General features: G+C 32.0%; 22 protein-coding genes and 1 pseudogene. 3 read left to right on the forward strand and 20 right to left on the reverse strand.

Going from position 1 to position 25,776, the window contains the following annotated elements:
* Positions 1-188: 188 nt before the first annotated feature.
* Positions 189-1,307: a 3-isopropylmalate dehydrogenase gene (leuB, locus tag IHE43_RS14315; RefSeq protein ID WP_192184517.1), complete on the reverse strand. Its 1,119-nt coding sequence runs from the start codon at positions 1,305-1,307 to the stop codon at positions 189-191.
* An 82-nt stretch (positions 1,308-1,389) separates the two neighbouring features.
* Complete coding sequence (locus IHE43_RS14320; RefSeq protein WP_192184518.1) at positions 1,390-2,565, reverse strand: 2-isopropylmalate synthase; 1,176 nt, start codon at positions 2,563-2,565, stop codon at positions 1,390-1,392.
* Positions 2,566-2,720: 155 nt separating this feature from the next.
* On the opposite strand from IHE43_RS14320, the gene IHE43_RS14325 reads away from it, so the two are divergent.
* Entirely contained in the window at positions 2,721-4,265 is a 1,545-nt protein-coding gene (locus IHE43_RS14325; protein WP_192184519.1) for a hypothetical protein, read from the forward strand.
* Positions 4,266-4,548: 283 nt separating this feature from the next.
* Here IHE43_RS14325 and IHE43_RS14330 read toward each other — a convergent pair whose 3' ends face one another.
* Positions 4,549-6,204: a M1 family metallopeptidase gene (locus IHE43_RS14330; RefSeq protein ID WP_192184520.1), complete on the reverse strand. Its 1,656-nt coding sequence runs from the start codon at positions 6,202-6,204 to the stop codon at positions 4,549-4,551.
* Positions 6,205-6,372: 168 nt separating this feature from the next.
* Here IHE43_RS14330 and IHE43_RS14335 point away from each other — a divergent pair, with 168 nt between their 5' ends.
* A complete protein-coding gene (locus IHE43_RS14335; RefSeq protein ID WP_192184521.1) occupies positions 6,373-7,071 on the forward strand; it encodes a carbohydrate-binding family 9-like protein in 699 nt (232 codons plus the stop codon).
* A 147-nt stretch (positions 7,072-7,218) separates the two neighbouring features.
* On the opposite strand, the gene hisIE is transcribed toward IHE43_RS14335, so the two are convergent.
* The 13 genes from hisIE to IHE43_RS14395 form a co-directional block, all read right to left on the reverse strand.
* Complete coding sequence (gene hisIE, locus IHE43_RS14340) at positions 7,219-7,818, reverse strand: bifunctional phosphoribosyl-AMP cyclohydrolase/phosphoribosyl-ATP diphosphatase HisIE (protein WP_370526747.1); 600 nt, start codon at positions 7,816-7,818, stop codon at positions 7,219-7,221.
* Between the two features lie 85 nt (positions 7,819-7,903).
* Positions 7,904-8,659: an imidazole glycerol phosphate synthase subunit HisF gene (hisF, locus tag IHE43_RS14345; RefSeq protein ID WP_192184523.1), complete on the reverse strand. Its 756-nt coding sequence runs from the start codon at positions 8,657-8,659 to the stop codon at positions 7,904-7,906.
* A 98-nt stretch (positions 8,660-8,757) separates the two neighbouring features.
* Positions 8,758-9,069: an NIPSNAP family protein gene (locus tag IHE43_RS14350; protein WP_192184524.1), complete on the reverse strand. Its 312-nt coding sequence runs from the start codon at positions 9,067-9,069 to the stop codon at positions 8,758-8,760.
* Between the two features lie 113 nt (positions 9,070-9,182).
* Complete coding sequence (gene hisA, locus IHE43_RS14355) at positions 9,183-9,908, reverse strand: 1-(5-phosphoribosyl)-5-[(5-phosphoribosylamino)methylideneamino]imidazole-4-carboxamide isomerase (RefSeq protein ID WP_192184525.1); 726 nt, start codon at positions 9,906-9,908, stop codon at positions 9,183-9,185.
* A gap of 91 nt (positions 9,909-9,999) precedes the next feature.
* Complete coding sequence (gene hisH, locus IHE43_RS14360; protein ID WP_192184526.1) at positions 10,000-10,593, reverse strand: imidazole glycerol phosphate synthase subunit HisH; 594 nt, start codon at positions 10,591-10,593, stop codon at positions 10,000-10,002.
* Positions 10,594-10,661: 68 nt separating this feature from the next.
* Complete coding sequence (hisB, locus tag IHE43_RS14365) at positions 10,662-11,798, reverse strand: bifunctional histidinol-phosphatase/imidazoleglycerol-phosphate dehydratase HisB (protein ID WP_192184527.1); 1,137 nt, start codon at positions 11,796-11,798, stop codon at positions 10,662-10,664.
* 38 nt (positions 11,799-11,836) lie between these two features.
* On the reverse strand, positions 11,837-12,271 hold the full coding sequence (locus tag IHE43_RS14370) for a hypothetical protein (RefSeq protein WP_192184528.1): 435 nt from the start codon (positions 12,269-12,271) through the stop codon (positions 11,837-11,839).
* A gap of 10 nt (positions 12,272-12,281) precedes the next feature.
* Complete coding sequence (gene hisC, locus IHE43_RS14375; RefSeq protein WP_192184529.1) at positions 12,282-13,331, reverse strand: histidinol-phosphate transaminase; 1,050 nt, start codon at positions 13,329-13,331, stop codon at positions 12,282-12,284.
* A 106-nt stretch (positions 13,332-13,437) separates the two neighbouring features.
* Positions 13,438-14,721, reverse strand: coding sequence for a histidinol dehydrogenase (gene hisD / locus IHE43_RS14380; protein ID WP_192184530.1), 1,284 nt, complete (start codon positions 14,719-14,721; stop codon positions 13,438-13,440).
* Between the two features lie 105 nt (positions 14,722-14,826).
* Positions 14,827-15,684, reverse strand: coding sequence for an ATP phosphoribosyltransferase (gene hisG / locus IHE43_RS14385; protein WP_065450122.1), 858 nt, complete (start codon positions 15,682-15,684; stop codon positions 14,827-14,829).
* A gap of 308 nt (positions 15,685-15,992) precedes the next feature.
* Positions 15,993-16,223 (reverse strand): ATP-binding protein, encoded by a 231-nt coding sequence (locus IHE43_RS23660; protein ID WP_225585501.1) that lies wholly within the window; start codon positions 16,221-16,223, stop codon positions 15,993-15,995.
* A 1-nt stretch (position 16,224) separates the two neighbouring features.
* Positions 16,225-17,394 carry a HAMP domain-containing sensor histidine kinase gene (locus IHE43_RS14390; protein ID WP_225585120.1) on the reverse strand — a complete coding sequence of 390 codons (1,170 nt, stop codon included), beginning with the start codon at positions 17,392-17,394 and terminating at the stop codon, positions 16,225-16,227.
* Positions 17,395-18,060: a response regulator transcription factor gene (locus IHE43_RS14395; RefSeq protein ID WP_192188226.1), complete on the reverse strand. Its 666-nt coding sequence runs from the start codon at positions 18,058-18,060 to the stop codon at positions 17,395-17,397.
* Between the two features lie 197 nt (positions 18,061-18,257).
* Here IHE43_RS14395 and IHE43_RS14400 point away from each other — a divergent pair, with 197 nt between their 5' ends.
* Positions 18,258-20,348: an LTA synthase family protein gene (locus IHE43_RS14400; protein ID WP_192184531.1), complete on the forward strand. Its 2,091-nt coding sequence runs from the start codon at positions 18,258-18,260 to the stop codon at positions 20,346-20,348.
* Positions 20,349-20,520: 172 nt separating this feature from the next.
* Here IHE43_RS14400 and IHE43_RS14405 read toward each other — a convergent pair whose 3' ends face one another.
* The 4 genes and pseudogenes from IHE43_RS14405 to IHE43_RS14420 all read right to left on the reverse strand — a co-directional run bounded on the left by IHE43_RS14405 (position 20,521) and on the right by IHE43_RS14420 (position 25,728).
* Entirely contained in the window at positions 20,521-21,519 is a 999-nt protein-coding gene (locus IHE43_RS14405) for a zinc dependent phospholipase C family protein (protein ID WP_192184532.1), read from the reverse strand.
* A gap of 150 nt (positions 21,520-21,669) precedes the next feature.
* Entirely contained in the window at positions 21,670-22,647 is a 978-nt protein-coding gene (locus IHE43_RS14410; protein WP_192184533.1) for a YeiH family protein, read from the reverse strand.
* A 74-nt stretch (positions 22,648-22,721) separates the two neighbouring features.
* A complete protein-coding gene (locus IHE43_RS14415) occupies positions 22,722-23,618 on the reverse strand; it encodes a LysR family transcriptional regulator (RefSeq protein ID WP_192184534.1) in 897 nt (298 codons plus the stop codon).
* Between the two features lie 83 nt (positions 23,619-23,701).
* Positions 23,702-25,728 (reverse strand): annotated as a pseudogene (locus tag IHE43_RS14420) (hypothetical protein).
* Between the last annotated feature and the right edge of the window lie 48 nt (positions 25,729-25,776).

A 25,776-nucleotide genomic window follows, 5' to 3' on the forward strand; every position in this document is an offset into this window, starting at 1 on the left:
TTTATACCATTCCCGATGCAGATGTGAAAATCACATTGACAACAACGACAGAAGTAATAATAATTGAGATTTGCATCTTTTTATTTTTTTTAGTGTGACAAAAGTATAAAAACTTAAGTGACTAAAAAAATAAAATCTCAACATTTTAAATACTTCTTGTTATTTCTTTTAAGTTTTAACAAAAAATATTAAACAATTGTCGATTGTCCGATATGAACGTTGTCATTATTAAAATATAATAAGTCGTCTTTGCTGAAAATAAAATTAGAAACAAACTCCCCTACTTCATTTGTACCGAATTTTGAATCTGGTTTTAAATCAACAGTAACTACTTTAAATTCAATTGCTTTTTCAATTGCCTGATAAATTATATTGGCTTCTTTAAACAAACCAAAATGCTCTAACAGCATTGCGGCTGATAAAATAGAAGCAATTGGGTTGGCAATATTTTTTCCTTTTGCTTGTGGATAAGAACCGTGAATTGGCTCAAACAAAGCATTTTTTTCTCCTAAAGATGCCGAAGCCAGTAAACCGATTGAACCTGTGATAACGCTTGCTTCATCTGATAAAATATCTCCGAATAAATTCTCTGTCAAAATCACATCAAATTGTTTTGGATTTAAGATAATTTGCATTGCTGCATTATCAACAAACAAAAAGTCTAAAGCTACATCTGGATAGTTTTCGCCTACTTTCTGAACTACTTTTCTCCATAATCTTGAGGTTTCTAAAACATTTGCTTTATCTACCATTGTTAACTTCTTACGACGGTTTTGTGCCGATTTAAAAGCTAAATGTGCAATTCTGGTAATTTCTTCTTCTGAATATTCACATAAATCAGAAGCATGTGTTCCTTCTTCATTTAGTGTTTTGGCTCCAAAATAAGCACCGCCTGTTAATTCTCTGAAAATAGTAAAATCAGCTCCTTCAATAATTTCTCTTTTTAAAGGAGAAGCATCAATTAGTGATTTATACGGTTTTATTGGACGAATATTTGCAAATAAGCCTAGTTCCTTACGTAATTTCAATAATCCTTGCTCCGGACGAACTTTTGCATTTGGATTATTGTCATATTTAGGATCTCCTATCGCTCCAAATAAAACAGCGTCAGTATTTAAACAAAGATTTAAAGTTTGTTCCGGAAGCGGATTACCTGTTTTGTCAATAGCAATCGCACCCATGAGTGCTTCTTCAAATACAAATTCATGATTGTAAACCTCACCAATTGCGTACAACGCTTTTTTGGCTTGTAAAATTACTTCTGGTCCAATTCCGTCTCCTGGTAAAACTGCTATTTTCAAATTCATAACGTCTCGTTCTTTATGTATTTAAATCTTTATTTTTATCTTTCTTCTATTTTCTTTCTTCTTTGCTCTATTTTATTTCTAACTAGCTTCTGATCAAGTCACCCTGAATTTTAGAAGCTTCAATGATCTGATGAATATCAGCATCTACAACTTCTTTTTTAATGTCGGCGAATTTCAAAAACTCAACATAAACAATATCCAATTGTACTTTTGTTAGTTCGTAACCTACTTTTTTAGCACGATACGCCAAAGCAGCTCTTCCGCTTCTTGCTGTCAAAATAATGGATGATTCATTCACACCCACATCAAGCGGATCCATGATTTCATAAGTTGCTCTGTTCTTGATCACACCATCCTGATGAATTCCTGAACTGTGTGCAAAAGCATTTGCTCCTACAATAGCTTTATTTGGCTGAACAATCATTCCCATACTTTCAGAAACCAAACGACTCATTTCGTTCAATTCTCTTGTATTGATGTTTGTATCCAAATTAAGGTAAGGATGTTGTTTAAAAATCATTACCACTTCTTCAAGTGCAGTATTTCCTGCTCTTTCACCAATACCATTAATAGTACATTCTATTTGTCTTGCTCCATTTATTGCTCCTGCAATAGAGTTTGCAGTTGCCATTCCTAAATCATTATGGCAGTGACATGAAAGGATTACGTTTTCGATTCCTTTTACGTTTTCTCTTAAATATTTAATTTTTGCTCCGTATTCTTCCGGCAAACAATATCCTGTTGTATCAGGAATATTTAATACAGTTGCTCCGGATTTAATTACTTCTTCACAAACTTGTGCTAAGAACGCGTTATCTGTTCTACCTGCATCTTCTGCATAAAACTCAACGTCTTCTACATATGATTTTGCGTGAGAAACAGCATATTTTGCTCTTGCTATAATATCTTCTCTGGTAGTATTTAATTTATGGAGTATATGAGATTCAGATGTTCCGATTCCTGTGTGGATTCTAGGTCTTTTAGCATGCTTTAAAGCTGCTGCAGCAACATCGATGTCGTTTTTTACGGCTCTTGTTAGTCCACAGACGGTTGCATTTTCTACAATTTTACAAATCTCAGAGACCGATAAAAAATCGCCCGGACTTGACACAGGAAAACCTGCTTCGATAACGTCAACTCCCATTTTGTCTAGTCGTTCTGCGATAACTAATTTTTGTTTAGTATCTAACTTACATCCTGGAACTTGTTCACCATCGCGCAAAGTGGTGTCAAAAATTTGAACTTTCTCTCTATTCATATTCATTTATTTAATGTAATTTCACATCTTGATAACAAATATATATTGTACTTATACAGTATGAAATTCATTTTAATGAAATTATACTGTTCATAACACAATTTATAACGAGTTAAATCACTAACAATCAATAAGTTATATTATTATATTTTACAATGGCTAACCATCAAAAAGATTTCTTATTTGTTCTGATAAAATCGCTTTCCAAATCTGAAAAAAGACAGTTTAAAATTTTTGCAAGCCGATTGGAAACAAGTTCGAATACTAAATTCATTGAATTATTTAATATTTTAGATAAATCTGAAACCTATGATGAAAAGCTTATTCTAAAAAGTGGCATCATAAAAAAAATACAGCTATCTAACTTAAAATCATATTTATACAAACAAATCCTAGTCAGTATTCGATTGAATATTCCGAGTCAGAATATTCGATATCAATTGCGTGAACAAATTGATTTTGCAGGGATTTTATATAATAAAGGATTGTACAAACAGAGTTTGAAAATTCTGGATAAGACAAAAATCATTGCACTGGAAAATGATGAAAAATATATGGCATATGAAATTGTCGAGTTCGAAAAACTAATCGAATCACAATATATTACCCGAAGTATTCAGGGCCGTGCAGATGAGTTGGTGATTCAGGCAAAAGAATTGAATTACAGAAATACCATTTCAAGCAAATTGTCAAATTTATCGCTGCAGTTATACGGAATCATGTTAAAAACAGGTTACGTAAAAAATGATGAAGAGTATAAATATATTGATGATTATTTCAACAGACATACTGCGAAATTAGACGAAAGTAAATTTGGATTCCGGGAAAAATATTGGTTTTACAATGCCAATCTTTGGCGCAGTTTCCTTGTTCAGGATTTCCTGGCAAGTTATAAATACGCTTATAAATGGGTTACATTATTTTATGATAACCCAAATATGATTTACCAAAATCCGGTTTTTTTCTTAAAGGGAAACCATTACTTTTTGGAATCGCTTTACATGTTAAAATACAAATCTAATTTCAAAAAATATTTATCGCTTTTAGAGCAAACTATTCAGGATGATAAATTTCCGGTAAACGATAACATTGCATCACTATCATTTCTATATGTTTATAACAATAAGTTAAATTTACATATACTAGAAGGTACTTTTGCCGAAAGCGAATATTTGATTCCGGAGATTCTGGAGAAAATAAAAATTCACAGCGATCATCTTGACGAACATCACGAAATGTTATTTTTCTATAAAATTGCATCAATTTACTTTGGAAATGAAAAGTATAACGAATGCATTCTTTATTTAGATAAAATAATTAACAACAAGAACTTAACGATGCGTGAGGATTTAATGTGTTTTGCGAGACTATTATCGTTGATTGCACATTATGAGTTAGGAAAAGATTATTATTTAGAAAATCATCTTAAAAGCACGTACAAGTTTTTATTGAAAATGAATGATTTACATGAAGTTCAAAAGGAAATCATTAAATTCCTGAGAAACTTAAACAACTTCTATCCAACAGACATTAAAAAAGAATTTATTAAGATGCGAGAGCGTTTTATCGAATTGGAGAAAAATACCTACGAGAAAAGAGCTTTCCTTTATTTAGATATTATTTCGTGGCTGGAAAGCAAAATTGAAAACCGAAAAATTGCTGATATTATTAAGGAAAAAGCGAAATTAAGCAGCAGATAGAAAGTTTAAATTCCAATTTTTAAAATTCCAAATTCCAATAAAAGGGTTATTAATCTTTAACCCTTTTATGTCATTTCGACGAAGGAGAAATCCCCGCAAGTAACTCGACAAAGATTGCCGATTTTTTCCACGGAGCTTCTTGCGAGGATTTCTCCTTCGTCGAAATGACATACTTTGTGAATAGTTTTTATATAACAAACCCGACAGGTTTTAAAAACCTGTCGGGTTTACTAAATTCCCCAGAATTGGAATTTGGGATTTTTTTATTGAAATTTAAAAGAATTTATTCCACAATATTAGAACTCGTTACATAAAAATCTTTATCCACTTCTAAAGTTCTGTTTTCATTGGCTGTTTTCACTGATTGCCATTCTGTTGTTGGTTTCAACCAAGTTTCAACACCATTTATTTTTACTTTTACCGGCATATCAAATTTTGCAACGCAATTAGTCCAATGGTACCCTAAAGTTCCGTTTTTGAACATATATTCAAAAACCGGAATTTGAGTTGTGGTTAAATATTGAGCAAAAACTCTGTTGAAATTAATTCCGGATTGCGTATTGATATACTCTTCAATCTGTTTAGAAGTAACTGTTTGATGATAAAAAGTACTGTTTAAACCTCTTAAAATAGATTTCCATTTTGCATCATCATTTATAATTTGACGGATTGTATGCAACATGTTTGCTCCTTTTGGATACATATCACCTGATCCTTCGTTATTTACATCATAATGCCCAATAATTGGCGTATCGTTCTGAATGTTTTTTCTGCATCCACGAACATATTCTGCTCCGGCTTCTTTTCCGTAATAATATTCGACAAAAAGACTTTCAGAATAGTTTGTAAAACTCTCATGAATCCACATATCTGCAATATCTTTATACGTAATATTGTTGGCAAACCATTCGTGTCCGGATTCGTGAATAATTATAAAATCAAATTTTAATCCCCAGCCAGTTCCGCTTAAATCACGACCTAAATAACCATTTTTATATTCATTTCCGTAAGTAACACTACTTTGATGTTCCATACCTAAATAAGGCGCTTCAACCAATTTGTAACTGTCTTCGTAGAATGGATAAGGTCCAAACCAGTTCTCAAAAGCTTTTAGCATTCTTGGAGCATCTTTAAACTGTTCTTTGGCTTTAGCCAAATTATCACGCAAAACATAATAATTACAATCCAATTCTCCTTTTTCTCCTTTATATTTTTCAGAGAAATTAACGTAATCTCCAATATTGATATTTACTCCGTAATTATTAATTGGGTTTGAAACATACCAATTAAAAGTTTTAGTACCGTCTTTTTCTTTTTTAACGCTTTTTAGTCTTCCGTTCGACACATCTGTCAAATCTCCCGGAACATTAACACTAATCAACATATTTTCAACTTCATCATACATATGGTCTTTGTTTGGCCACCAAACGCTGGCACCTAAACCCTGACAAGAAGAAGCGATGAAATCTTTACCGTTATTATCTTTTTTCCATGTAATTCCGCCATCCCAAGGTGGTCTAACGGCTTCTTTAGGTTTTCCTCCAAAAGAAATTACGATTTCTTTGGTCTCGCCTACTTTTTGTTTAGCTGTTAACTGAATGAAAAATGCATTTCCATCTCTTTCAAATTTCAATTCTTTTCCATCCTGAATTACTTTGTAAATCTGCATTGGTTGCTGCAAATCAATCTGCATTTTATTGTATTCTGATAAAACAGTATATTTTACCGTATTTGAACCCGTAATTGTTTTTCCAGCCGGATTTACTTTTACATCAAGATGATAATATTTTAAATCCCACCAGGATCGTTCTTTTGTAATGCTTCCGCGTAAAGAATCCTGATGTGTAAAAGCAGTCTCAGACTTATTTAGAAGTCCTTGCGCATTGGCATTAAAACCAACCAAAAAAGCAATAAAAATGCCTCCAAAGTAATTTTTCATAAATTAGAAATTTGAAATAAATAGGGTATTTAATCGAACTTAATCGTCAACAAAAGTAAACATTCGAATCAAGTTTTTAATAATTTTATAATTTCGATTAGAAAAATTTAATGTTAAAGTTTACAATTCTTCCTTATTTTAGCCAATTCATTTTTTTACTATTGTTTTATGAAAACCATTTCAATTGCTTCTTTTTTATATTGTTTGTGCTCGATAACAATGTATTCGCAAAACATTCCGATTCATAAAACAACTGATAAATTAATTATTGATGGAGATTTATCAGATTGGAAAACACCTTTTTTGGGCCCATTTGTAATTCATAATTCTGATGCAAATGCTACTCAAAATACAATGGTTTCACTTTTGTGGAATGATGAAAACCTTTATATTGCTTATAATTCAGTCGATTCTAAAATCATTGGATCAAGTAAGAAAAAAGATGCTCAAATATTTAAAACTGATGATTTAGTGGAAATTTTTATTGATCCTGACGGGGATGGCCAAAATTACATCGAAATTGGAGTGAATGCTTTTTCAACTAATTATGATATGTTATTGAAATGCATTTCATCTGATTGTGGTGGATGGAAAACTTCAATGACTTTTGATATTGAAGGTCTTGAAGCAGTAAGTACAATTACATCTGAAGGCTATACTACCGAAATTAAAATTCCGTTTTCGAGTTTGGATAAAGTTCAAAATGGAAATTTCAAGAAGCCAACATTTGGAACAAAATGGAAAGGAAATACTTTTAGAATTGATTACGGTAATACTACCGAATATCTTGCCATACAATCTTACAAAAGCTTAAAATTTGGATTTCATCAACCACAGGAATTTGCGATTTTTGAGTTTGTGGATTAATTAAAATGGAACGCGAATGACGCGGATTTTAACGGATTATTGCTGATTTTATTCTTATTGTTGTTATTGTCAGACTGAGCGAAGTCGAAGTTTCTTATGCTGAATCACTTTGCGGACTTCGGCTTTGCTCAGTCTGACAATCTTGTATTACTTTTGACGTTTCTTCAAAACATCAACAACATCATTCAATTGAAAGCCTTTTGCTTGTAGTAAAATCAAATAATGAAATAATAAATCAGCACTTTCACTTAAGAATAAATCGTCATTGTCGTCTTTGGCTTCAATAACGACTTCAACAGCCTCTTCGCCTACCTTTTGAGCAATTTTATTGATTCCTTTTTCGAATAATGAAGCTACATAACTCTTCTCAGAATCGGCATTTTCTCTACGAGTTGCAATTGTTTTTTCTAAGTTAGAAATGAAACCGTAATTTTCTTTATTTTCTTCCTGCCAACACGTATCTGCGCCTGTGTGACACGTTGGTCCAACTGGTTTTGCCTGGATTAAAAGTGTATCACCATCACAGTCATTTTTAATATCTACAAGTTCTAAAAAGTTACCACTCTCTTCGCCTTTTGTCCAAAGTCTTTGTTTCGAACGGCTATAAAAAGTTACTTTTTGAGTTTCTATTGTCTTTTGAATCGATTCTTCATTCATATAACCCAGCATCAAAACATTTTTTGTTTCTGAATCCTGAATTATGGCCGGAATCAATCCGCGTGAGCTTTTAATATCTATATTCATTATAATTTTAGATTTTAGATCTCAGATTTTAGATTGCTGATCTCTTTTATTTTAGTTTTCTTTCTTCTTTCTTCTTGACTCTATTCTCTTAAAGTCTAACCTCAATATCATTTTTTCGCAATTCCTCTTTCAAAGCTTTTATCTCAATCTCTTTAAAGTGAAAAACACTGGCTGCTAAAGCTGCATCTGCTTTTCCTTTTTTGAATGAATCTACAAAATGCTGAATGTTTCCCGCTCCGCCTGAAGCAATAATTGGAATATTGATTAATTCAGATAATTTTGCTAAAGCTTCGTTTGCAAAACCATTTTTAGTTCCGTCATTATCCATTGATGTGAATAAGATTTCGCCTGCCCCACGTTCAGCAACTTCTATAGCCCAATCGAATAAATTTAGTTCTGTGGGTACTTTTCCACCAACCAAATGTACGATCCATTGTCCGTTGATTTGTTTGGCATCAATAGCAACCACAACACATTGGCTTCCAAATTTCTGAGCCAAATCATTAATCAACTGTGGATTTTTAACTGCCGATGAATTAATCGAAACTTTATCAGCGCCATTATTCAAAAGAATTTCAACATCTTCTACAGATGAAATTCCACCACCAACTGTAAACGGAATGTTGATTTTTTCCGCAACACTTCGCACCATATTGACCAACGTTTTACGACGTTCTTCAGTAGCCGAAATATCCAGAAAAACCAATTCGTCCGCACCTTCTGCTGAATAAATTTCCGCCAATTCTACCGGATCACCAGCATCGCGCAAGTCAACAAAGTTAACGCCTTTTACGGTTCTTCCGTTTTTTATATCCAAACAGGGGATGATTCTTTTTGCTAACATCTTTTTAAATGTGTTAATTAGAAAATTTGACAATTAGATAATTTTACGCTCCGTATTAAATTATCTAATTGTCTAATTCTCTCATTATCTAATTTTTTCTACTCGAATACAGGACTCAAAAAGGTTCTTTCGTAACTTATAATGCATCTTGTGTTTTCAGCAATTTTAAAAGCTTCTACACACTCCTGATCGTCTTTTGAAAACATTTTTTTTCTATAATTTTCATAATCTGATAGACTTGGAAATGAAAATAAAGCATAGGCTATATTATTTGCTCCTTCCGAAGGCATAAAATAACCATGATGTTTGCCTCCTAAACGATTTACTATTTTAATCCACCTTTTACCGTAATCTTCAAATGCCTCTAATTGATAAGGATCTATAACGTATTTTAAGTGACAAGTTATCATAATCTGTAGTTTTAATGTGTTAGTTTCTTATGTGTCAATTAGAAAATTACATAATTTAAACGCAATGTCAAAAATTTTCTAATTTTCTCATTGGCACATTATCTAATTAATTCTCATTTTCTAATTATGTAGTTCTCTAACTGTTTCAACGTAATTCTACCTTCATAGATGGCTTTTCCGATTATCGTTCCCTCGCAACCTAATTCAGCTAATTTTGGCAATTCATCAAAAGTCGAGATTCCACCTGAAGCAATAAGTTTTACTCCATTTGCTTCATCTAAAATTTTCTTATATAAATCAAAACTTGGGCCTTCAAGCATTCCATCTTTGGCTATATCTGTACAAATAACATATTGAATTCCTTTCATTTGATATTCCTGAATAAACGGAATCAAATCTTCATCAGAATCTTCTAACCAACCTGAAATCGCAACTTTTTCGTCTTTGGCGTCAGCGCCTAAAATGATTTTATCAGAGCCATATTCTGAAATCCATTTTTCGAAGATTGCCCTGTTTTTAATCGCAATACTTCCGCCAGTTATTTGATTTGCACCACTTTCAAAAGCAATTTTTAAATCTTCATCTGATTTTAAACCACCTCCAAAATCAATTTGCAAACTCGTTTGTGTCGCAATTTGCTCCAGAATTTTATAATTGACAATTTTACTCGATTTTGCACCGTCTAAGTCTACTAAATGTAAATACTCAATTCCGTGCGCTTCAAATGATTTCGCCACTTCTAGCGGATTTTCATTGTAAATTATCTTGGTATCGTAATCGCCTTTTGACAAACGAACACATTTTCCGTCAATGATATCTATGGCTGGTATTATTCTCATGTTTTATTATTTTAGAGTTCAGATTTTAGATTTTAGATTTCTGAAAACTGATATTGGATTGAAATTGATTTTTGATATTGTTTTTGAATTTCTAGATATTGGAATTTAATTTCAAAAAATTCTCTAATATTTTCTCTCCAACAGCTCCGCTTTTCTCCGGATGGAACTGAGTTCCATAAAAATTATCTTTTTGCAATGCCGATGCATATTCTAACTCATAATCCGTTGTTGCAATAGCTTCAATGCAGTTTGGAGCATAAAAACTATGTACCAAATACATAAATTCATTTTCCGGAATACCTTTAAATAAATCTGATTTTAAATCGTAAATCTGATTCCATCCCATTTGTGGTACTTTTACTTTCGAAGTAAATTTAATCACATCAACATCAAAAATCCCCAAACCTTTGGTATTTCCTTCTTCAGATGATTTGCACATCAATTGCATTCCCAGACAAATACCTAAAACCGGCTGTCTCAATGTCGGAATCAAATTATCCAAACCGCTTTCCTTCAGTTTTTTCATAGCCGAACTTGCTTCACCCACACCAGGAAAAATCACTTTATCAGCCTGCTTAATTTCTTCCGGATTATTACTCAAAACAGCTTTAAAACCAAGCCTCTCAATAGCAAACATTATGCTCTGAATATTTCCTGCTCCGTAATTTATAATTACTATTTTCATTAAAAAAGCTTTAAGCTTTAAGCTCTAAACTTTAGGCCTAATGCCTATAGCCTATTGCTTATAGCGTTTTACAACATTCCTTTCGTTGAAGGTAAAATCATTTTTTCAGTATCTCTTTTCACTGCTACTTTTATAGCTTTTGCGAAAGCTTTAAAAATCGCTTCAATTTTGTGGTGCTCATTGATTCCTTCCGCTTTAATGTTAATATTAGCTTTGGCTCCGTCAGAGAATGACTTAAAGAAATGATAAAACATTTCCGTTGGCATTTTACCCACCATTTCACGTTTAAATTCGGTTTCCCAAACTAACCAGTTTCTTCCGCCGAAATCAATTGCCACTTGCGCCAGACAATCATCCATTGGCAAACAGAAACCATAGCGCTCGATTCCTAATTTATTTCCTAATGCTTTTGCAAAAACTTCTCCCAGAGCAATTGCAGTATCTTCAATTGTATGATGCTCATCAACTTCAAGATCGCCTTTTACGAGTATTTCCAAGTCCATTTGACCGTGACGAGAAATTTGATCTAACATATGATCGAAAAATGCGATACCTGTATCTATTTTGCTTTTCCCGGTTCCATCTAAATTTACATTAATGAAGATATCGGTCTCATGTGTTTTACGCTTAATCGATGCCGAACGTGCCTCCAATTTCAAAAACTCATAAATTGTTTTCCAGTCCGTTGTTTGCAGGATAATTGTATCATCCAATTCTTCACGTTTAGACGAAATTTCATTGCTTCCAATTCCGTCTGTCATATTCATGTAAATCGCTTTAGCACCCAGGTTTTTTGCTAATTCAACATCCGTCAAACGATCTCCTAAAACAAAAGAATTGGCTAAATCATATTCAGAGTTATTCAAATATTTTGTCAGCATTCCGGTTCGTGGCTTGCGTGTTGGTGCATTGTCTTCAGGAAAAGATCTGTCAACAAAAATAGCATCAAACAAAACCCCTTCATTTTTAAAGGCTTTTAAAATAAAATTCTGTGTTGGCCAAAACGTATCTTCCGGAAAACTATCCGTTCCCAATCCGTCCTGATTCGTAACCATTGCCAATTCGTAATCTAATTCATTGGCAATTTTAGCCAAATATTGAAAAGCTTTTGGGTAAAATTCTAATTTATCCAGGCTATCCAACTGTAAATTTTCAGGTTCTAAAACAATCGTTCCGTCACGATCGATAAAAAGTACTTTTTTCATTTTATATTTCTTATATTAATGATGAATTCAGAATAAAATCATAGGTATTTTACTTCTTCTTTCATTTTTTCTATTTTCTTTTTTGCATCTTCCTCTGTGATTTCTTTACAATAAATTTTAAAGCCTAAAATTCCATTATCTAAAAAAAACTGAACATAAGTTATTTTGTTTGGTTGAACCTCAATTTCACATTTTTCAACCTTTTCATTAATCTTTAATCCTCCAAACAAAACATAACATTCATGCTTTCCTTCAGAAACTTCATGAATCGAATATTTTTTATTACTTAATTTAGAAACGAGTTCACCGTCAATATAGGTTTTAAAAGAAGCTCCAGATCCTACAAAACCAGTTGATCTTAAAAAATACACCTTTGCTTTTTTTGGAATACTTACGCTATCTTGCGCTTTCATTAGTGCAGTAATACTCAAAAAAGTTATAATTAAAAATTTATTTAGTTTTACTATTTTCATTTCAAAATTTCTACTTATTTAATCCCAATAAAATGTCCTTCAATTTATCATTCTCCTCTGGAATTCCAATTGTAAAACGCAAACAATTTTCGCATAAGGGCTGAGTTGTTCTGTTGCGAATTACGATTCCTTTTGCAATTAATTCGTCATATCTTTTGTTGGCATCATCTACTTTTACGAGTACAAAATTTGCCTCTGTTGGATACACTTTTTCAACAAAACTAACCTCAAGTAAAACTTTAAGTAATTCCTCTCTTTGCTCAATTATAGAAGTTATTTCTTGTTTTATCTTATCAGAATCCTTTAAACGTAAAATGGCCCTCTGTTGAGTTAATTCATTTACGTTATACGGTGGTTTTATTTTGTTCAGAACCGAAATTACAGCTTCAGAAGCATAACAAATTCCTAAACGAATTCCGGCCAAACCATACGCTTTTGAAAGTGTTTGTGTAATAACCAAATTTGGATACTCATCCATTTCTGTCAACCAGCTTTCTTTGTCTGAAAAGTCAATATAAGCTTCATCAATGACAACCAATCCTTTAAAATTTTGAAGTAATTTCACCACACTTTCATCAGAGAAAGAATTTCCTGTTGGGTTATTTGGCGAACATAAAAAGATGATTTTTGTATGAGCATCAACAGCTTCTAAAATTTTCTCAACCTGTGGTTGAAAATCTGTTGAAAGTAAAACTTCCCTATTTTCTACCGCATTAATATTCGCCAAAACACTGTACATTCCGTAGGTTGGTGGCAATGAAATAATATTATCTGTTTTTGGTTCACAAAAAGCCCTGAAAAGTAAATCCAAAACTTCGTCGCTTCCGTTTCCTAGTAAAATCTGACTTGATTTTACATTATTATTCTTAGCCAAAATCGCCTTTACTGAACTTTGCTGTGGATCAGGATAACGATTCACACCATTCTGAAACGGATTTTCATTGGCATCCAAAAAAATCATTTCGGCAGTATCAAAATCTTCAAACTCATCTCGTGCAGAGGAATATGGTTTTAATGTTTTTACGTTTTCACGTGTTATTGTATTTATATCGAATTCCATTATCTTAATTTTTAGAATATAGAAAATAGAATAAAGAGAATAGACTTCTCATTTTATCTGTAAAATTTTCTATATTCTTTGTTCTATATTCTTTACTCTATTTTCTTTACTCTATACTCTTTAATCTCAACGTTACAGCATTTTTATGCGCTTGTAACCCTTCGGCTTCAGCCATAATTTCAATAGCTTTTCCAATGTTTAGAATTCCGGTTTTAGAGATTTTCTGAAATGTCATTGATTTCATAAAGCTATCCAGATTTACTCCGCTATAATTCTTAGCGTAACCGTTTGTAGGTAATGTATGATTTGTTCCAGAAGCATAATCTCCAGCGCTTTCCGGTGTATAATTACCAATAAAAACAGAACCTGCGTTTACAATTCCGTTGCAATAAAAATCATCGTATTCGGAACAAATAATAAAGTGTTCGGGACCGTATTCATTGATTAAATCCAAAGCAATCTGATCATTTTCAATATAAATTAATTTTGAATTCTCAATAGCTTTTTTAGCAATTGCTTTTCTCGGAAGTGCTTCAAGTTGTATTTGAATTTCTTTTTCAACAGCATCAATTAATTTATTTGAAGTCGAAACCAAAATGACCTGACTATCTGTTCCGTGCTCTGCCTGAGATAATAAATCGGATGCTACAAATGACGGAACCGCGGTATCATCAGCAACAATCAACAATTCTGAAGGTCCGGCCGGCATATCGATCGCTACTCCAAACTGAGTTGCCAATTGTTTTGCTACTGTTACAAACTGATTTCCTGGTCCGAAAATTTTATACACTTTCGGAATTGATTGCGTTCCAAATGTCATTCCCGCAATTGCCTGAATTCCGCCTACTTTTAATATTTTGGTAACTCCGCATAAGTTGGCCGTATACAAAATCGCCGGATTTATTTTTCCTGTTTTGTCTGGAGGCGAACACAAAACAATTTCTTTACAGCCTGCAATTTCAGCAGGAACTGCCAACATTAAAACTGTTGAAAACAAAGGCGCTGTACCACCCGGAATATACAAACCAATTTTTTGAATTGGTCTTTTTTCCTGCCAGCAATTTACACCCTCTGTCGTTTCAACTGAAATTCGATCTGTTTTTTGAGCCGTGTGAAATTTTAGAATATTTGCTTTTGCCAATTGAATTGAAGCTTTCAACTCGTCTGAAATCGAATTAATTGCTTCTTCAATTTCTTCCGGAGTAACTTCATAATTGTCAAAAGCAATTCCGTCGAAAATTGATGTGTATTTTGCAACGGCTTCATCCCCTTTTTTCTGTACTTCTTTAAAAATTTCTTTAACCGTAACTTCGATATCTTCGATTGTTTTGGTTGATCTTTTTAATATTTCTGACCAGGTTTCTGGTTTTGGATTGTCTATCTTATTCATTATTTTTTGCTTTATGCTATAAACTGTAGGCTGTAAGCTTTATTTACTTTGTCTTTATTTTTTTAGCCTAAAGCATATTGCCTAAAGCTTAAAGCGGACGAAGTCTTAAAGAACCATTTTCTCAATTGGGCAAACTAAAATCCCTTCGGCTCCTGCCTCTTTTAATTTATCAATTACATCCCAAAAAGTGTCTTTATCGATTACCGAGTGAACACTACTCCAACCTTCCTGAGCTAATGGCAAAACAGTTAAACTTCTTAAAACTGGAAGAATTTTTCCGATTTCATCGATTTTATCGTTTGGAACGTTCATCAAGATGTATTTTGAATTTCGCGCTCTTAAAACGGATTGAATTCTGAATTTTAAAGTATCGATGTGTTTTTGAATTTCCGGAGAAACTTTTGGAGAAACCGCTAAAACAGCTTCACTTTTCAGAATCACTTCTACTTCTCTTAAATTGTTTTTGAATAAAGTGCTTCCGCTTGAAACGATATCCACAATAGCATCAGCAAGACCAATGTTTGGTGCAATTTCTACAGAACCTGAAATTTGGTGAATATCAACCGTCAATCCGAAAGAATTGAAATATTCGTTAACCGTGTTTGGATAAGAAGTTGCAATACGCAATCCTGCTAAATCCTGAATCGAATTATATTCGAAAGTTTTAGGAACAGCTACAGAAACCTTGCATTTCGAGAATCCAAGTTTCTGAATTACTTCGATATGTTTTCCTTTTTCTACTAATAAATTATCGCCAACGATAGCTAAATCTACTACTCCATCAATTAAATACTGAGGAATATCTGAATTTCTTAGGTATAAAACTTCTAATGGAAAATTGGAAGCTTCTGCTTTTAACTGATCGTTTCCGTTATTGATCGAAATACCACAATCTTTTAGGATTTGAATGCTGTCTTCGTTTAAACGACCTGATTTTTGAATTGCAATTTTTAAAGTACTCATTTTTTAGTTGTTTGTTGAATTAATAGTTTGAGTACAAAGAATTGGAATTAAAAAACCCGCTTGATGTACTCAAACGGGTTTTAAAATATGATGATTTACATGCATACCATTAACACATCGCCTGAGAGCAATAATGAAAATGATGGTGATGTAATTGATTTGAAATCATTGTTTGGTTTGTTTTATAATTCTTTGATTCGGTTGCAAATATACTAGTTAATTTCATAAAAAAACAATTTTTAATTTAACTTAACGATAGTTTATTGTTAAAAAATATTCTAGAGGCTATTTTTATTAGATTTTTTCAATTACGATAACGTTTTCATATTTTCGTTAAAACTTAAAATAACTGAGGTTCCTACTTCTATTTCGCTTTCAATTTTAAATTTAATACCAAGTAACTCGGTAGTTCTTTTCACAATCGACAAACCTAGTCCAGTTCCTTTAATTTCGGGATGATCTGTAGAGTTTGATCTAAAAAAAGGATTTAAAATTGCGTCTAAATCTCCCTTCTCAATTCCGATTCCGTTATCTGAAATTTCACAAACTGTTTTTTCCGTTTTGTTTTGATAGTAAAATCAAAACTTGTCCATTACTATTAGTGTACTTAATTGCATTCGAAATAATATTCCTTAAAATAGTAATCACCAAAAAATTATCAGATTGAATATAATAATCCTGTTCAGCATCAAATTTTATATTTAACTTTTTGTTGTTTATTTTTTCTGAATTCAATATCAAAACATCTAAAATTAAAGCATTCAAATAAACCGATTCTGTATTAATATTTTGCTTTTGATTCTCAAAACGTGCTATTAAAAGAAGCTGATCAACGAGCCTGTTTAGATGATCCACTTCATTTATACAATAATTTATCTTTTCTTCATATTCCTTATTATCACGAGGTTTACGAATCAAAACTTCAAGTGTTCCTTTAATAACAGTTAGTGGTGTTCTTAATTCATGAGATGCATCAGACGTGAACTGTTTCTCACGTTCAATTGCATCTTCAATTCGGTTTAATAAGTTATTAATGGTTTTTGAAAGCGTATATAATTCGTCACGAGTTTTAGGCAACGGAATTCGAGTTTTCAAATTGTCTTTTGTAATAATTTTTGAAGTAGTTATAATCGCATTTATCGGCTTTATACTTCGTCCGGCAAAGAATCTGGCAATAAAAAACAGCAATAATAAAATTGCTAAAAATGACAAACACATGATGTCAAATAAATTATTTAAGACCAATTTGGAATCGGCCAATGACATAGCAACTATAATATATCCTATTTGTTTCTTTTTGACATGAAGCGGTACCTGAATTTGTCTAATATCATGATCTCCCATTTTGGTCTCAAACAACTCATAATCTTCTACTGAATCTTTAAATTCAAGAGTTTCTGTTTTTAGATTAGGCGCTTTTTCGATAATCTTTTTGTTCAAATCTAAAAACTCAACAAAAACCGGATTTACATCTACAGTATTGTGTTCGCGCTCATTCCATTCTTCTTCATCAATTAAAATTACTTTGTCGCCAACGACCTTGATTTCTGCTAAATGGTTCTTGATTTCAACCTTTATATTTTCATCTATATGACTGTAAACAGTATGTTTTACGATCGAGTAAATTACCGAAAAAACCACTAAAATCAATAAACCAGTAGTGATTATATAATTTAACGCAATTCTGTTTTTAAAAGAAATTTGTATCATTTATAAGTCGTTTGCGATGTAACCAATACCGCGAATTGTTTTTATATAATCTTCTTCAATTTTTAAATTGAGTTTTTTTCGGATAGCATTCATAAAAACGTCTATAACTCCGGTATCATATTCAAAATTGATTTCCCAGACATCTTTTAAGATCTGATTTCGGGTACAAACCTTACCTTTGTGCTGAATTAAATAAGTTAGCAATTCAAATTCTCTTTGGGTTAAAGCGACTTCTTCATCATTTTTTAATACAATATGTTTGGACAAATCTATTTTAATGGTTCCTAAAGTAAGTATTTCGTTTTCTTTTCTATTTCTAAAATGAACTTTAATACGTTCAACCAATTCTTCAAAACTAAATGGTTTTTTAATATAATCATTTGCACCAGCTTTAAGTCCTTCTATAGTTTCCTGCACGGTATCTTTTGCAGTTAAAAAGATTATTGGTGTTTTTTGATCTTTAATTCTAATGGCTTTACATAAATCCAAACCATTGATTTTAGGCAACATCCAATCTAACAAAATCAAATCAAATTGTTGATTCTGAACTAATTCAAAGCCTTTTGAGCCATCATTGGCAGTTGTTACCTCATAACCTTCCTCTTGTAAACCTTGTTGCAAAAACTGAACAATTCCTAACTCATCTTCAACTATTAAAATATGCATGTATTTATTTAATTTAGATTTGATTTCTTTTGAATTAGTCAAAGATAAATATTTTAAGGCGCACTAGAGAATCAAAACGTTAGATTAAAACAAACTTAATCATCTTAAGAAAACATTAAGTTAACACTAAGTAAGGTAAAAGCGGAACTTAATCCCGAATTAATGAATCGGAATTAATTTTGTAAAAAAATAATCTCATGACTTTTTACAAGAAACTTGCCCCTTTTTACAATCTTGCTTTTTTCTATTTTGCCATAAGTTTTCTGCTGCGAATTGTGCTGTTTTTCCATCCTATTACGCAAAGCTCTTTTACTATTCTTCAGAGTCTGAAAATCTTTAGTTTAGGTCTTGTTTCAGATTTTTTCGTATTTATTGTAGCGAGTGTTTTTTTGTGGTTGTATTTAATTTTTATTTCAAATTCGAAATACAGCAAACCTTTTGGATATATTATTCTTGGGATATTTGTTGCACTATTTCTATATGTAGCTTCCGGAAAAAGTATTTTTGATGAATACGGAGGTGCATTGCCTGAGATTATTTTAATTTTTATTGGAATAAAAACGTTACTATTTGCTCTTTTGCTTTTCCTTCCAAAATGGAGAGTTAAAATCAGATTTTGGTTATTTGCCTTTGTGATCTTTTTATACGTTCTATTAATTCTTCAAAATGGTTTAAGCGAATATTTCTTTTGGAATGAATTTGGAGTAAAATACAATTTTATTGCTGTTAATTATCTGATTTACACTAATGAGGTTATCGGAAATATAATGCAGTCTTATCCCGTAATTCCTATATTTTCAGCTTTATTTTTAGTAACAGGAGTTGTTACCTATTTTATTCTCAAAAATTCCAGAAATTACATAGATAATATTCCAACCATAAGTGAAAAAGTAAAAATCACTTTAGTTTACCTTAGTTTATTTGCCCTTTCTTTAATCGCTATTCCTACGTTGGCTAAAACTGAAAATTCTAAAAATGTTTTTGTTAATGAATTGCAAGCTAATGGTATTTATAAATTCTATTTGGCTTTTCAGAATAACAAATTAGATTACTTTAAGTTTTACAAAACGCTTCCTAATGAAAAAGCATTCGTAATTTTAAAGCAGCAGCTTAACGCTATTTCCGGAGAAAACACAACCCGAAAAATTACCGGAGATTCTATTGAAAATCATAAAAACGTAGTATTAATTACTATCGAGAGTTATAGCGCCAACTTTATGAAGGCTTATGGAAATAATCAAAATATTACTCCTTTCTTAGATAGCCTGGCACAAAAAAGTCTTCAATTTACCAATTTATATGCAGCAGGAAACAGAACTGTTCGTGGATTGGAAGCCGTAACTTTATGTTTGCCTCCAACAGCAGGAGAAAGTGTTGTAAAAAGAGAAGACAATAAAAATAAATTTTCTACAGGGGCTATATTCACACAAAAAGGATACAATGTAAAATTTATGTACGGTGGAGATGCATTTTTTGATAATATGCAGGACTTTTATTCTGGAAACGGTTATCAAATTGTAGACAAATCTAGTTTTTCTCCTGAAGAAATTACATTCTCAAATGTTTGGGGCGTTTGTGACGAAGACATGTATAACAAAGCCATAAAGGTTATGAATACTGAGTTTACACAAAACAAACCTTTCTTTAATCATATTATGACGGTTAGCAATCACAGGCCTTTTACTTATCCTAATAATAAAATTGATATTCCTGGCGATATTAAATCTCGTGACGGCGGCGTAAAATATACGGATTATTCATTGAGAAAATTCTTTGAAATAGCAAGCAAACAACCATGGTTCCAGAATACTGTTTTTGTTATTGTAGCCGATCATTGCGCTTCAAGTGCCGGAAAAACACAGCTCCCTTTGGATAAATATAGAATTCCGGCTTTTATTTATAGTCCCGGTAAAAAACCTGCAAAATGCAGTAAATTAATGTCTCAAATTGATTTAATGCCAACGCTTTTTGGATTATTACATTTTGATTATCAAAGCAAGTTTTTTGGGCAGGATGTTTTGAAATCTGATTATAAACCAAGAGCTTTTATTGCAACTTATCAGGATTTAGGTTTGATAAAAGATAATATTTTGACCATTTTATCTCCTAAACAAATAGTAAAACAATTTGAACTAAAATTGAATCCAAAACCAGGAGTTGCTCCGGAATATCAAATTTATTATGATGAAATTCCGTTGCAAACAGAAAGAACTGATTTGGTCAATGAAACTATTTCGTTTTACCAGACTGCTTCTGACATGTTGAAACACAAGAAATATGAAAAGTAAAAATGTTTCAGGTTTCAAGTTTAACCGCAAATTTAGCAAGGAAATAATTCAAAAGAAAGCCTCAAATTCTAATTGAATTTGAGGCTTTCTTGTTTAGTTTTCAAACTTGAAACATGACACGAGGCTTTAGCCGAATTGGCGAAGCAAACTAAAGAAACTTGAAACAAAACTTTTAATCATTTTGATTCTGCATTCCAAAAAGATCTCCGTTTTGATATAATTGAAGATCATCTTTTAAAGCCTGATTGTTTCTTTGTGTAACTGCAGATGAATCTAAATCGCTTAAGTCAGGTTTTCCGGCATTTACCCACGCAGTATACCAAAAACTAGCTGTTGCAGTAATAGCTTTTCTCATTTGGTTTTCAACCATTCCATTTAACTCTTTATGCAGTTTTTTAGCGTATTCATCAGAGAAAACCGCCGAATTGTATTTACTTTTCAAAACTTTTCCATCAGCATCCATCTTGAAAACCTGATTTTCAGGAGTTGCCGTTCTTAGTTTTTTATCTATATCTAATAACGGTTGAGCTAAACTATGTGTATCATTAATCATATCCCAAACTGCCTTATGAACATCTCCATAATATTGTGCCTGCGGAACATTTAGTTTATAATTTTTAGCAAACAATTCTGGTAATCTGCTTTCCCAAAGTGAATGAATTCCTTTTTGATCGCTTAATTGTCCGTCATGATTTGCAGAAGTGTGCAGTGGCATATGAGCATCACCAATATAATGACCTAAATCAGCAGCAAGAAATAAAATTTCTGCTCTGTTTTTATCTTTGAAAGCTTTAGTTAATTTAACCATCATATCTTCAATATACCAAGGTAAAATTCCGTTGTCGTTCAAGAATTTAGCATCGTATTTTTTCTTTGCTTCTTCCATAGTTTTTGGTAAACTGTCAACAGAACCAAAATTTTCCATATCAAAATAATGTCTTGGATTTTCGTCTTTAGAATTCAGGGCATATTTACGAATGTCCGGAACAGAAGCTTCCTGCGTAATAAAGTCAATATGATTGTAAAAGAATATTTGTATTGGTCGAGGCAGAGCCATTACAGCTGCTTTGTTAATACGTTCGTGACCAACGATTCCCCATGACAAGGTTAAAAATCCAATTCCTAATGCAAAAAAGGCGATTAGTCTTGGCTTCATTTTAAAGTTTTTCATTTGTAAATTTGTTTGAAGGGCAAATTTATCTCATTTAAAGGAAATTCAAAAGAAAACCAATTAAGAATGTATTAATTTAATTTTTTTCAGGTTTTTAAAGATATAATTGCAATAAAATCATTTTTAAAATTGCTTCTAATTTTAATTGTATCAGCTAAAATATAATATTGACATTAAGCTTAAAGCTGTAATAAATATCCAAAGAAAGACTCCCTGCAACAAGGGCTTCACTCCTACTGATTTTAAAGTATTTACATTTAGAGTTGCACCAATTAAAAACAAAGTTATAGTTAAACCGACTTTGGCAATACTCACAATATATGGAGCTACAATGATGGCTTCTGGCACATATGTATTAAAAAGCATTGCCAAAACAAACAAACCAATAAAATATGGAATCTTGATTTTTGTTCCAACGCTTCCGGATTGATTTTTAAAAAGCATGGCTGTTCCGAGTGAAATTGGAATGATCCACAAAGCTCTGGCCAGTTTTACCGTTGTTGCAACCTGTAAGGCTTCTGCACCGTATTTATTTGCCGCACCGACTACAGAACTGGTATCATGAATAGCAATAGCACACCACAAACCGAAATCTTTTTGAGACAAATCAAGTTGATGCCCAATAAAAGGAAAAATAAATAACGCTATAGAGTTCAGAATAAATATTACACCCAAAGCAATTGAAGTCTGATTCTCATTTGATTTTATTACAGGAGAAATTGCTGCAATGGCACTTCCTCCGCAAATTGCTGTTCCGCACGAAATTAAATGCGATGTCTTTTTCTCTGTTTTAAGCCATTTTCCTAATAGCGTTCCGAAAATTAGCGTGCTAAATATAGAGAAGACAGTTAATAGAAAACCCTCTTTTCCTGCTAAAATTGCTGATGTAGCGTTCATACCAAAACCTAAACCAACAACTGAAAATTGCAATAAAAAAGTAATGCCTTTATGATTGAATGCAACAAATGGGTTTCCGAAAACATTTACTGTCAAAACTCCCAATAACAAAGCGATTGGCGGAGAAAGTAGCGAGAAAAGACACAATGCAATAATTAATACAAAAACTACTTGCTGGAAATAAAGATTCACTTCGAATAAATGGGTTTCAGAATGTTGCTTCGTTTTCAAAATATGCTATTTGATAATTATTGTACAAATGTCCGCCATATTTATTGAAAACACCAATCGTAAAATACAATTGATTATAACTTTAAATTATAGTAAGATGATAAATTTTGAATAAAGAGCTCCGATAAAGAATCTGACTTCCCGACTAATGTTATAATGTAAAAATATCTTTCAATACTTAAACTCTCAACATCTAAAACGATCAATTCATTATTTTTCAATTCATTGCTTACCGCGTGTATTGACATGAAAGCGAAACAATCTGAGTTTAGTAAATACGATTTTATGCTTTCTGTACTTCCTAATTGCATTTCGATTTGTAAATCTGTAAATTTTACATTTAGTTGCTTCAAAGCATATTCTATAACTTCAAGTGTTCCGGAACCTCTTTCACGCGTTATGAATTTCATTTCTTTTAAATCTCCTAATGCAATTTTATGCTGTTTTACCAAAGGATTTTTGGTATTACAAACCAAAACCAATTCGTCTTTTAAAAACGGAATATATTTAATAGACTGATTCTTAGATTGTCCTTCTACAATTCCTATTTCAATTTCTTTGTTGATTAAAGCATTTTCAATTTGCTCCGTATTTCCGTTTAGTAAATTGACTTTGATCTCTTTTTGTTTTTGATGAAAACGAGCCAAAACCGGAGAAATAATATATTGTGAAATTGTCGTACTTGCCCCCAACCGCAATAAACCTTGACGTTCGTTGATAAACGAACTCATATCAAAGTCAATTTCTCTGTAAATCTCGAAAATATTTTTAGTATGTTTTAAAAGAATTTCTCCGGCTGGAGTTAAAGCAATTTTAGAACCGTTACGTTCAAAAAGCTTAGTTTTATAGGTTTCTTCGAGTTCCTGAATGTGTTTTGAAACTGCAGGCTGGGAAATGTATAATTCCGTTGCCGCCTTAGTAAAGTTAAGGCGGAGCGCAACGGTGTAAAATACTTTTAGCCTGAAATCCATTATGCTGTTTATTTTTGTTTCAAGTATAAAGTTTCAAGTTAAGGAAAAACTTTGAGCCTTTGCTCCTATAAACCTTTGCAACTTTAAAGAAGTCCATTATACTTTCTCACAAACCATTCTGTTGTCAATAAAGCAGCAATTAAAATCAACAACCAAACCCAGTCAATCAATGGAGTTTTGGTTGAGACATTTTTTTCGATTGATTTATATTCTTTATTTTCTAAAAGTGTATTGATTAAATCATCTGCCTGATTTTCGAAGAAAGCTTTTCCGTTGGTTTGTAATGCCAATTGTTTCAATTTTAAAACATCAGGATTTACAAATTGCTTTTCGATATCGAAATCCAGAATTTCAAAATGACTTGAATAAGAAGTATTTGAATTTAGTTCTTTTACTGAAAAATTATATTTTCCGGCTGTTAAGCCATCTAGATTTACAGAGAAAGAGTTATTTCCTTTTAATAAATCGTAATTTTTACTTTGTTTCGTTTCGGCATTTGTAACTGTAATTGTCAATCTTGCTTTTTCGTCAAACTCGTAGTTTTTGTTGAAATATTGCGCATTGATTGCAATCGCTTCCCCTGAATTATAAAAACTTTCATGTGTTACCACCAAAGATTTTTTCGAAGTCGTTGAAGCTAAGTATTGAATAATCTTATCTATGAAAACATCATATTTTTCAAATGACTGATTATCAATATGACTTTGCAAACGCCATTTCCAACTATTTTCCCCTAATAAAAAGGCAGTTCTTTTTCCTTGATTTTCGGCGAAAGCCAACAAAGGCGCATTTGTAGCAACATTTCTAATTTTTGAAGAAAGCAAAACCGATACATTTCCATTAGTTGAAATTGTTCCGAATAAATTTTGCAAAGGCGGGAAATTCTCAAAACCAAAATCCTCAATGGCAAACAAATTAAACTCAGATTTAAATTCGGATAAATAATCTTCTCTTTGTCCGCTCATTTTAAAAACCAAATTGTTTTGTTGTTGATTTAAAAAATTAAAATCGGTATTGTTTCCGGTAATGATAAAAGTGTTTCTTCCTGCTAATTTATTATTATCAAAAATTGCCTTGAAAGCTGTTGTTGGTTGATATAAAACCAAAACAGAAGCATCTTGTAATTGATTAATATCATTTGGTTTAACCAAAATCACTTTACGTTGCGCGTTAACTTCAATGGAGCGTTTTAACGACGCTATATCAGGATGATTTATTGATGAAACAATTGCAATAGTTGATTTTTGGTCAATCACTTCGACTGCAAAGTTCTTGATATTATTATAACTGTTTTTCTCTTTTTCGTTTGATGAGATAGTCGCTTTAAAAATTTGCAAACCCACTTTATCAGCAGGCAAAAGTAAATTTATAGTAGCTGTTTTTTTAGAAGGCGAGAAAGAAACTTCCTCTTTTGCAACAACTGAATTTCCTTGCGAAATTGTAAAATCTGCATTTGTAACTTTATCTCCCGCATACTGTAAAAATACTTCAACAGGAAACTTGTTTTTATGAAAAGCGTATTTGTTTACGTTCAACTGATTGATTTTTAAATCAAAAAAAGTAGTTGTATCTCCCACAACCAAAGGATAAACTTTATTGACAGGATCAAAACGATATACATAATCGTTTCCTGTAGTTTGATTTCCATCCGTAATAACAACCGTTGGGAAAATCAGATTTTTATTGATGCTTTTTAAATTCTTGGCAACTTCATCAAGATTGGTTTGTTTTCCTTTGAAATCAAATTTTTCTGAAGGCTTGAAATCAGCATCAAATTGATAAGACTGAATATCAAATTTCTCCTGAAGTGCAGGATTTGAAATGATTTTTTGATATAATTCGGCAACTTTTTGTCTGCTTTTAAGGCAACAATAGAACTCGAATTATCAACCGCAATAGCCAGCGGTGTTTTTGTTATTTCAAGCGAATTTTTAGAAACTATCGGATTTATTAATAAAACCAATAATCCGAAAATAGCCAGAAAACGTAAAAAAGCCAAAAACACAATCACATTGGATTTGTTTTTGGCTTTAAAATAATATTGAAAATACGACAAACCACCCGCTATTACTAATGAAAGCAATAATAATAGAATCGTATTTGTAGTCATATATTTTTAGTATTCAGTATCAGTTTACAGTAATCAGATTTCAAAAGT

This window comes from Flavobacterium sp. MDT1-60 (assembly GCF_014844035.1).
GTDB lineage: Bacteria > Bacteroidota > Bacteroidia > Flavobacteriales > Flavobacteriaceae > Flavobacterium.

Coding starts and splice junctions, on each gene's coding strand:
- leuB (WP_192184517.1), bottom strand. CDS start 1,307: ATGAATTTGAAAATAGCAGTTTTACCAGGAGACGGAATTGGACCAGAA.
- IHE43_RS14320 (WP_192184518.1), bottom strand. CDS start 2,565: ATGAATAGAGAGAAAGTTCAAATTTTTGACACCACTTTGCGCGATGGT.
- IHE43_RS14325 (WP_192184519.1), top strand. CDS start 2,721: ATGGCTAACCATCAAAAAGATTTCTTATTTGTTCTGATAAAATCGCTT.
- IHE43_RS14330 (WP_192184520.1), bottom strand. CDS start 6,204: ATGAAAAATTACTTTGGAGGCATTTTTATTGCTTTTTTGGTTGGTTTT.
- IHE43_RS14335 (WP_192184521.1), top strand. CDS start 6,373: ATGAAAACCATTTCAATTGCTTCTTTTTTATATTGTTTGTGCTCGATA.
- hisF (WP_192184523.1), bottom strand. CDS start 8,659: ATGTTAGCAAAAAGAATCATCCCCTGTTTGGATATAAAAAACGGAAGA.
- IHE43_RS14350 (WP_192184524.1), bottom strand. CDS start 9,069: ATGATAACTTGTCACTTAAAATACGTTATAGATCCTTATCAATTAGAG.
- hisA (WP_192184525.1), bottom strand. CDS start 9,908: ATGAGAATAATACCAGCCATAGATATCATTGACGGAAAATGTGTTCGT.
- hisH (WP_192184526.1), bottom strand. CDS start 10,593: ATGAAAATAGTAATTATAAATTACGGAGCAGGAAATATTCAGAGCATA.
- hisB (WP_192184527.1), bottom strand. CDS start 11,798: ATGAAAAAAGTACTTTTTATCGATCGTGACGGAACGATTGTTTTAGAA.
- IHE43_RS14370 (WP_192184528.1), bottom strand. CDS start 12,271: ATGAAAATAGTAAAACTAAATAAATTTTTAATTATAACTTTTTTGAGT.
- hisC (WP_192184529.1), bottom strand. CDS start 13,331: ATGGAATTCGATATAAATACAATAACACGTGAAAACGTAAAAACATTA.
- hisD (WP_192184530.1), bottom strand. CDS start 14,721: ATGAATAAGATAGACAATCCAAAACCAGAAACCTGGTCAGAAATATTA.
- hisG (WP_065450122.1), bottom strand. CDS start 15,684: ATGAGTACTTTAAAAATTGCAATTCAAAAATCAGGTCGTTTAAACGAA.
- IHE43_RS14390 (WP_225585120.1), bottom strand. CDS start 17,394: ATGATACAAATTTCTTTTAAAAACAGAATTGCGTTAAATTATATAATC.
- IHE43_RS14395 (WP_192188226.1), bottom strand. CDS start 18,060: ATGCATATTTTAATAGTTGAAGATGAGTTAGGAATTGTTCAGTTTTTG.
- IHE43_RS14400 (WP_192184531.1), top strand. CDS start 18,258: ATGACTTTTTACAAGAAACTTGCCCCTTTTTACAATCTTGCTTTTTTC.
- IHE43_RS14405 (WP_192184532.1), bottom strand. CDS start 21,519: ATGAAAAACTTTAAAATGAAGCCAAGACTAATCGCCTTTTTTGCATTA.
- IHE43_RS14415 (WP_192184534.1), bottom strand. CDS start 23,618: ATGGATTTCAGGCTAAAAGTATTTTACACCGTTGCGCTCCGCCTTAAC.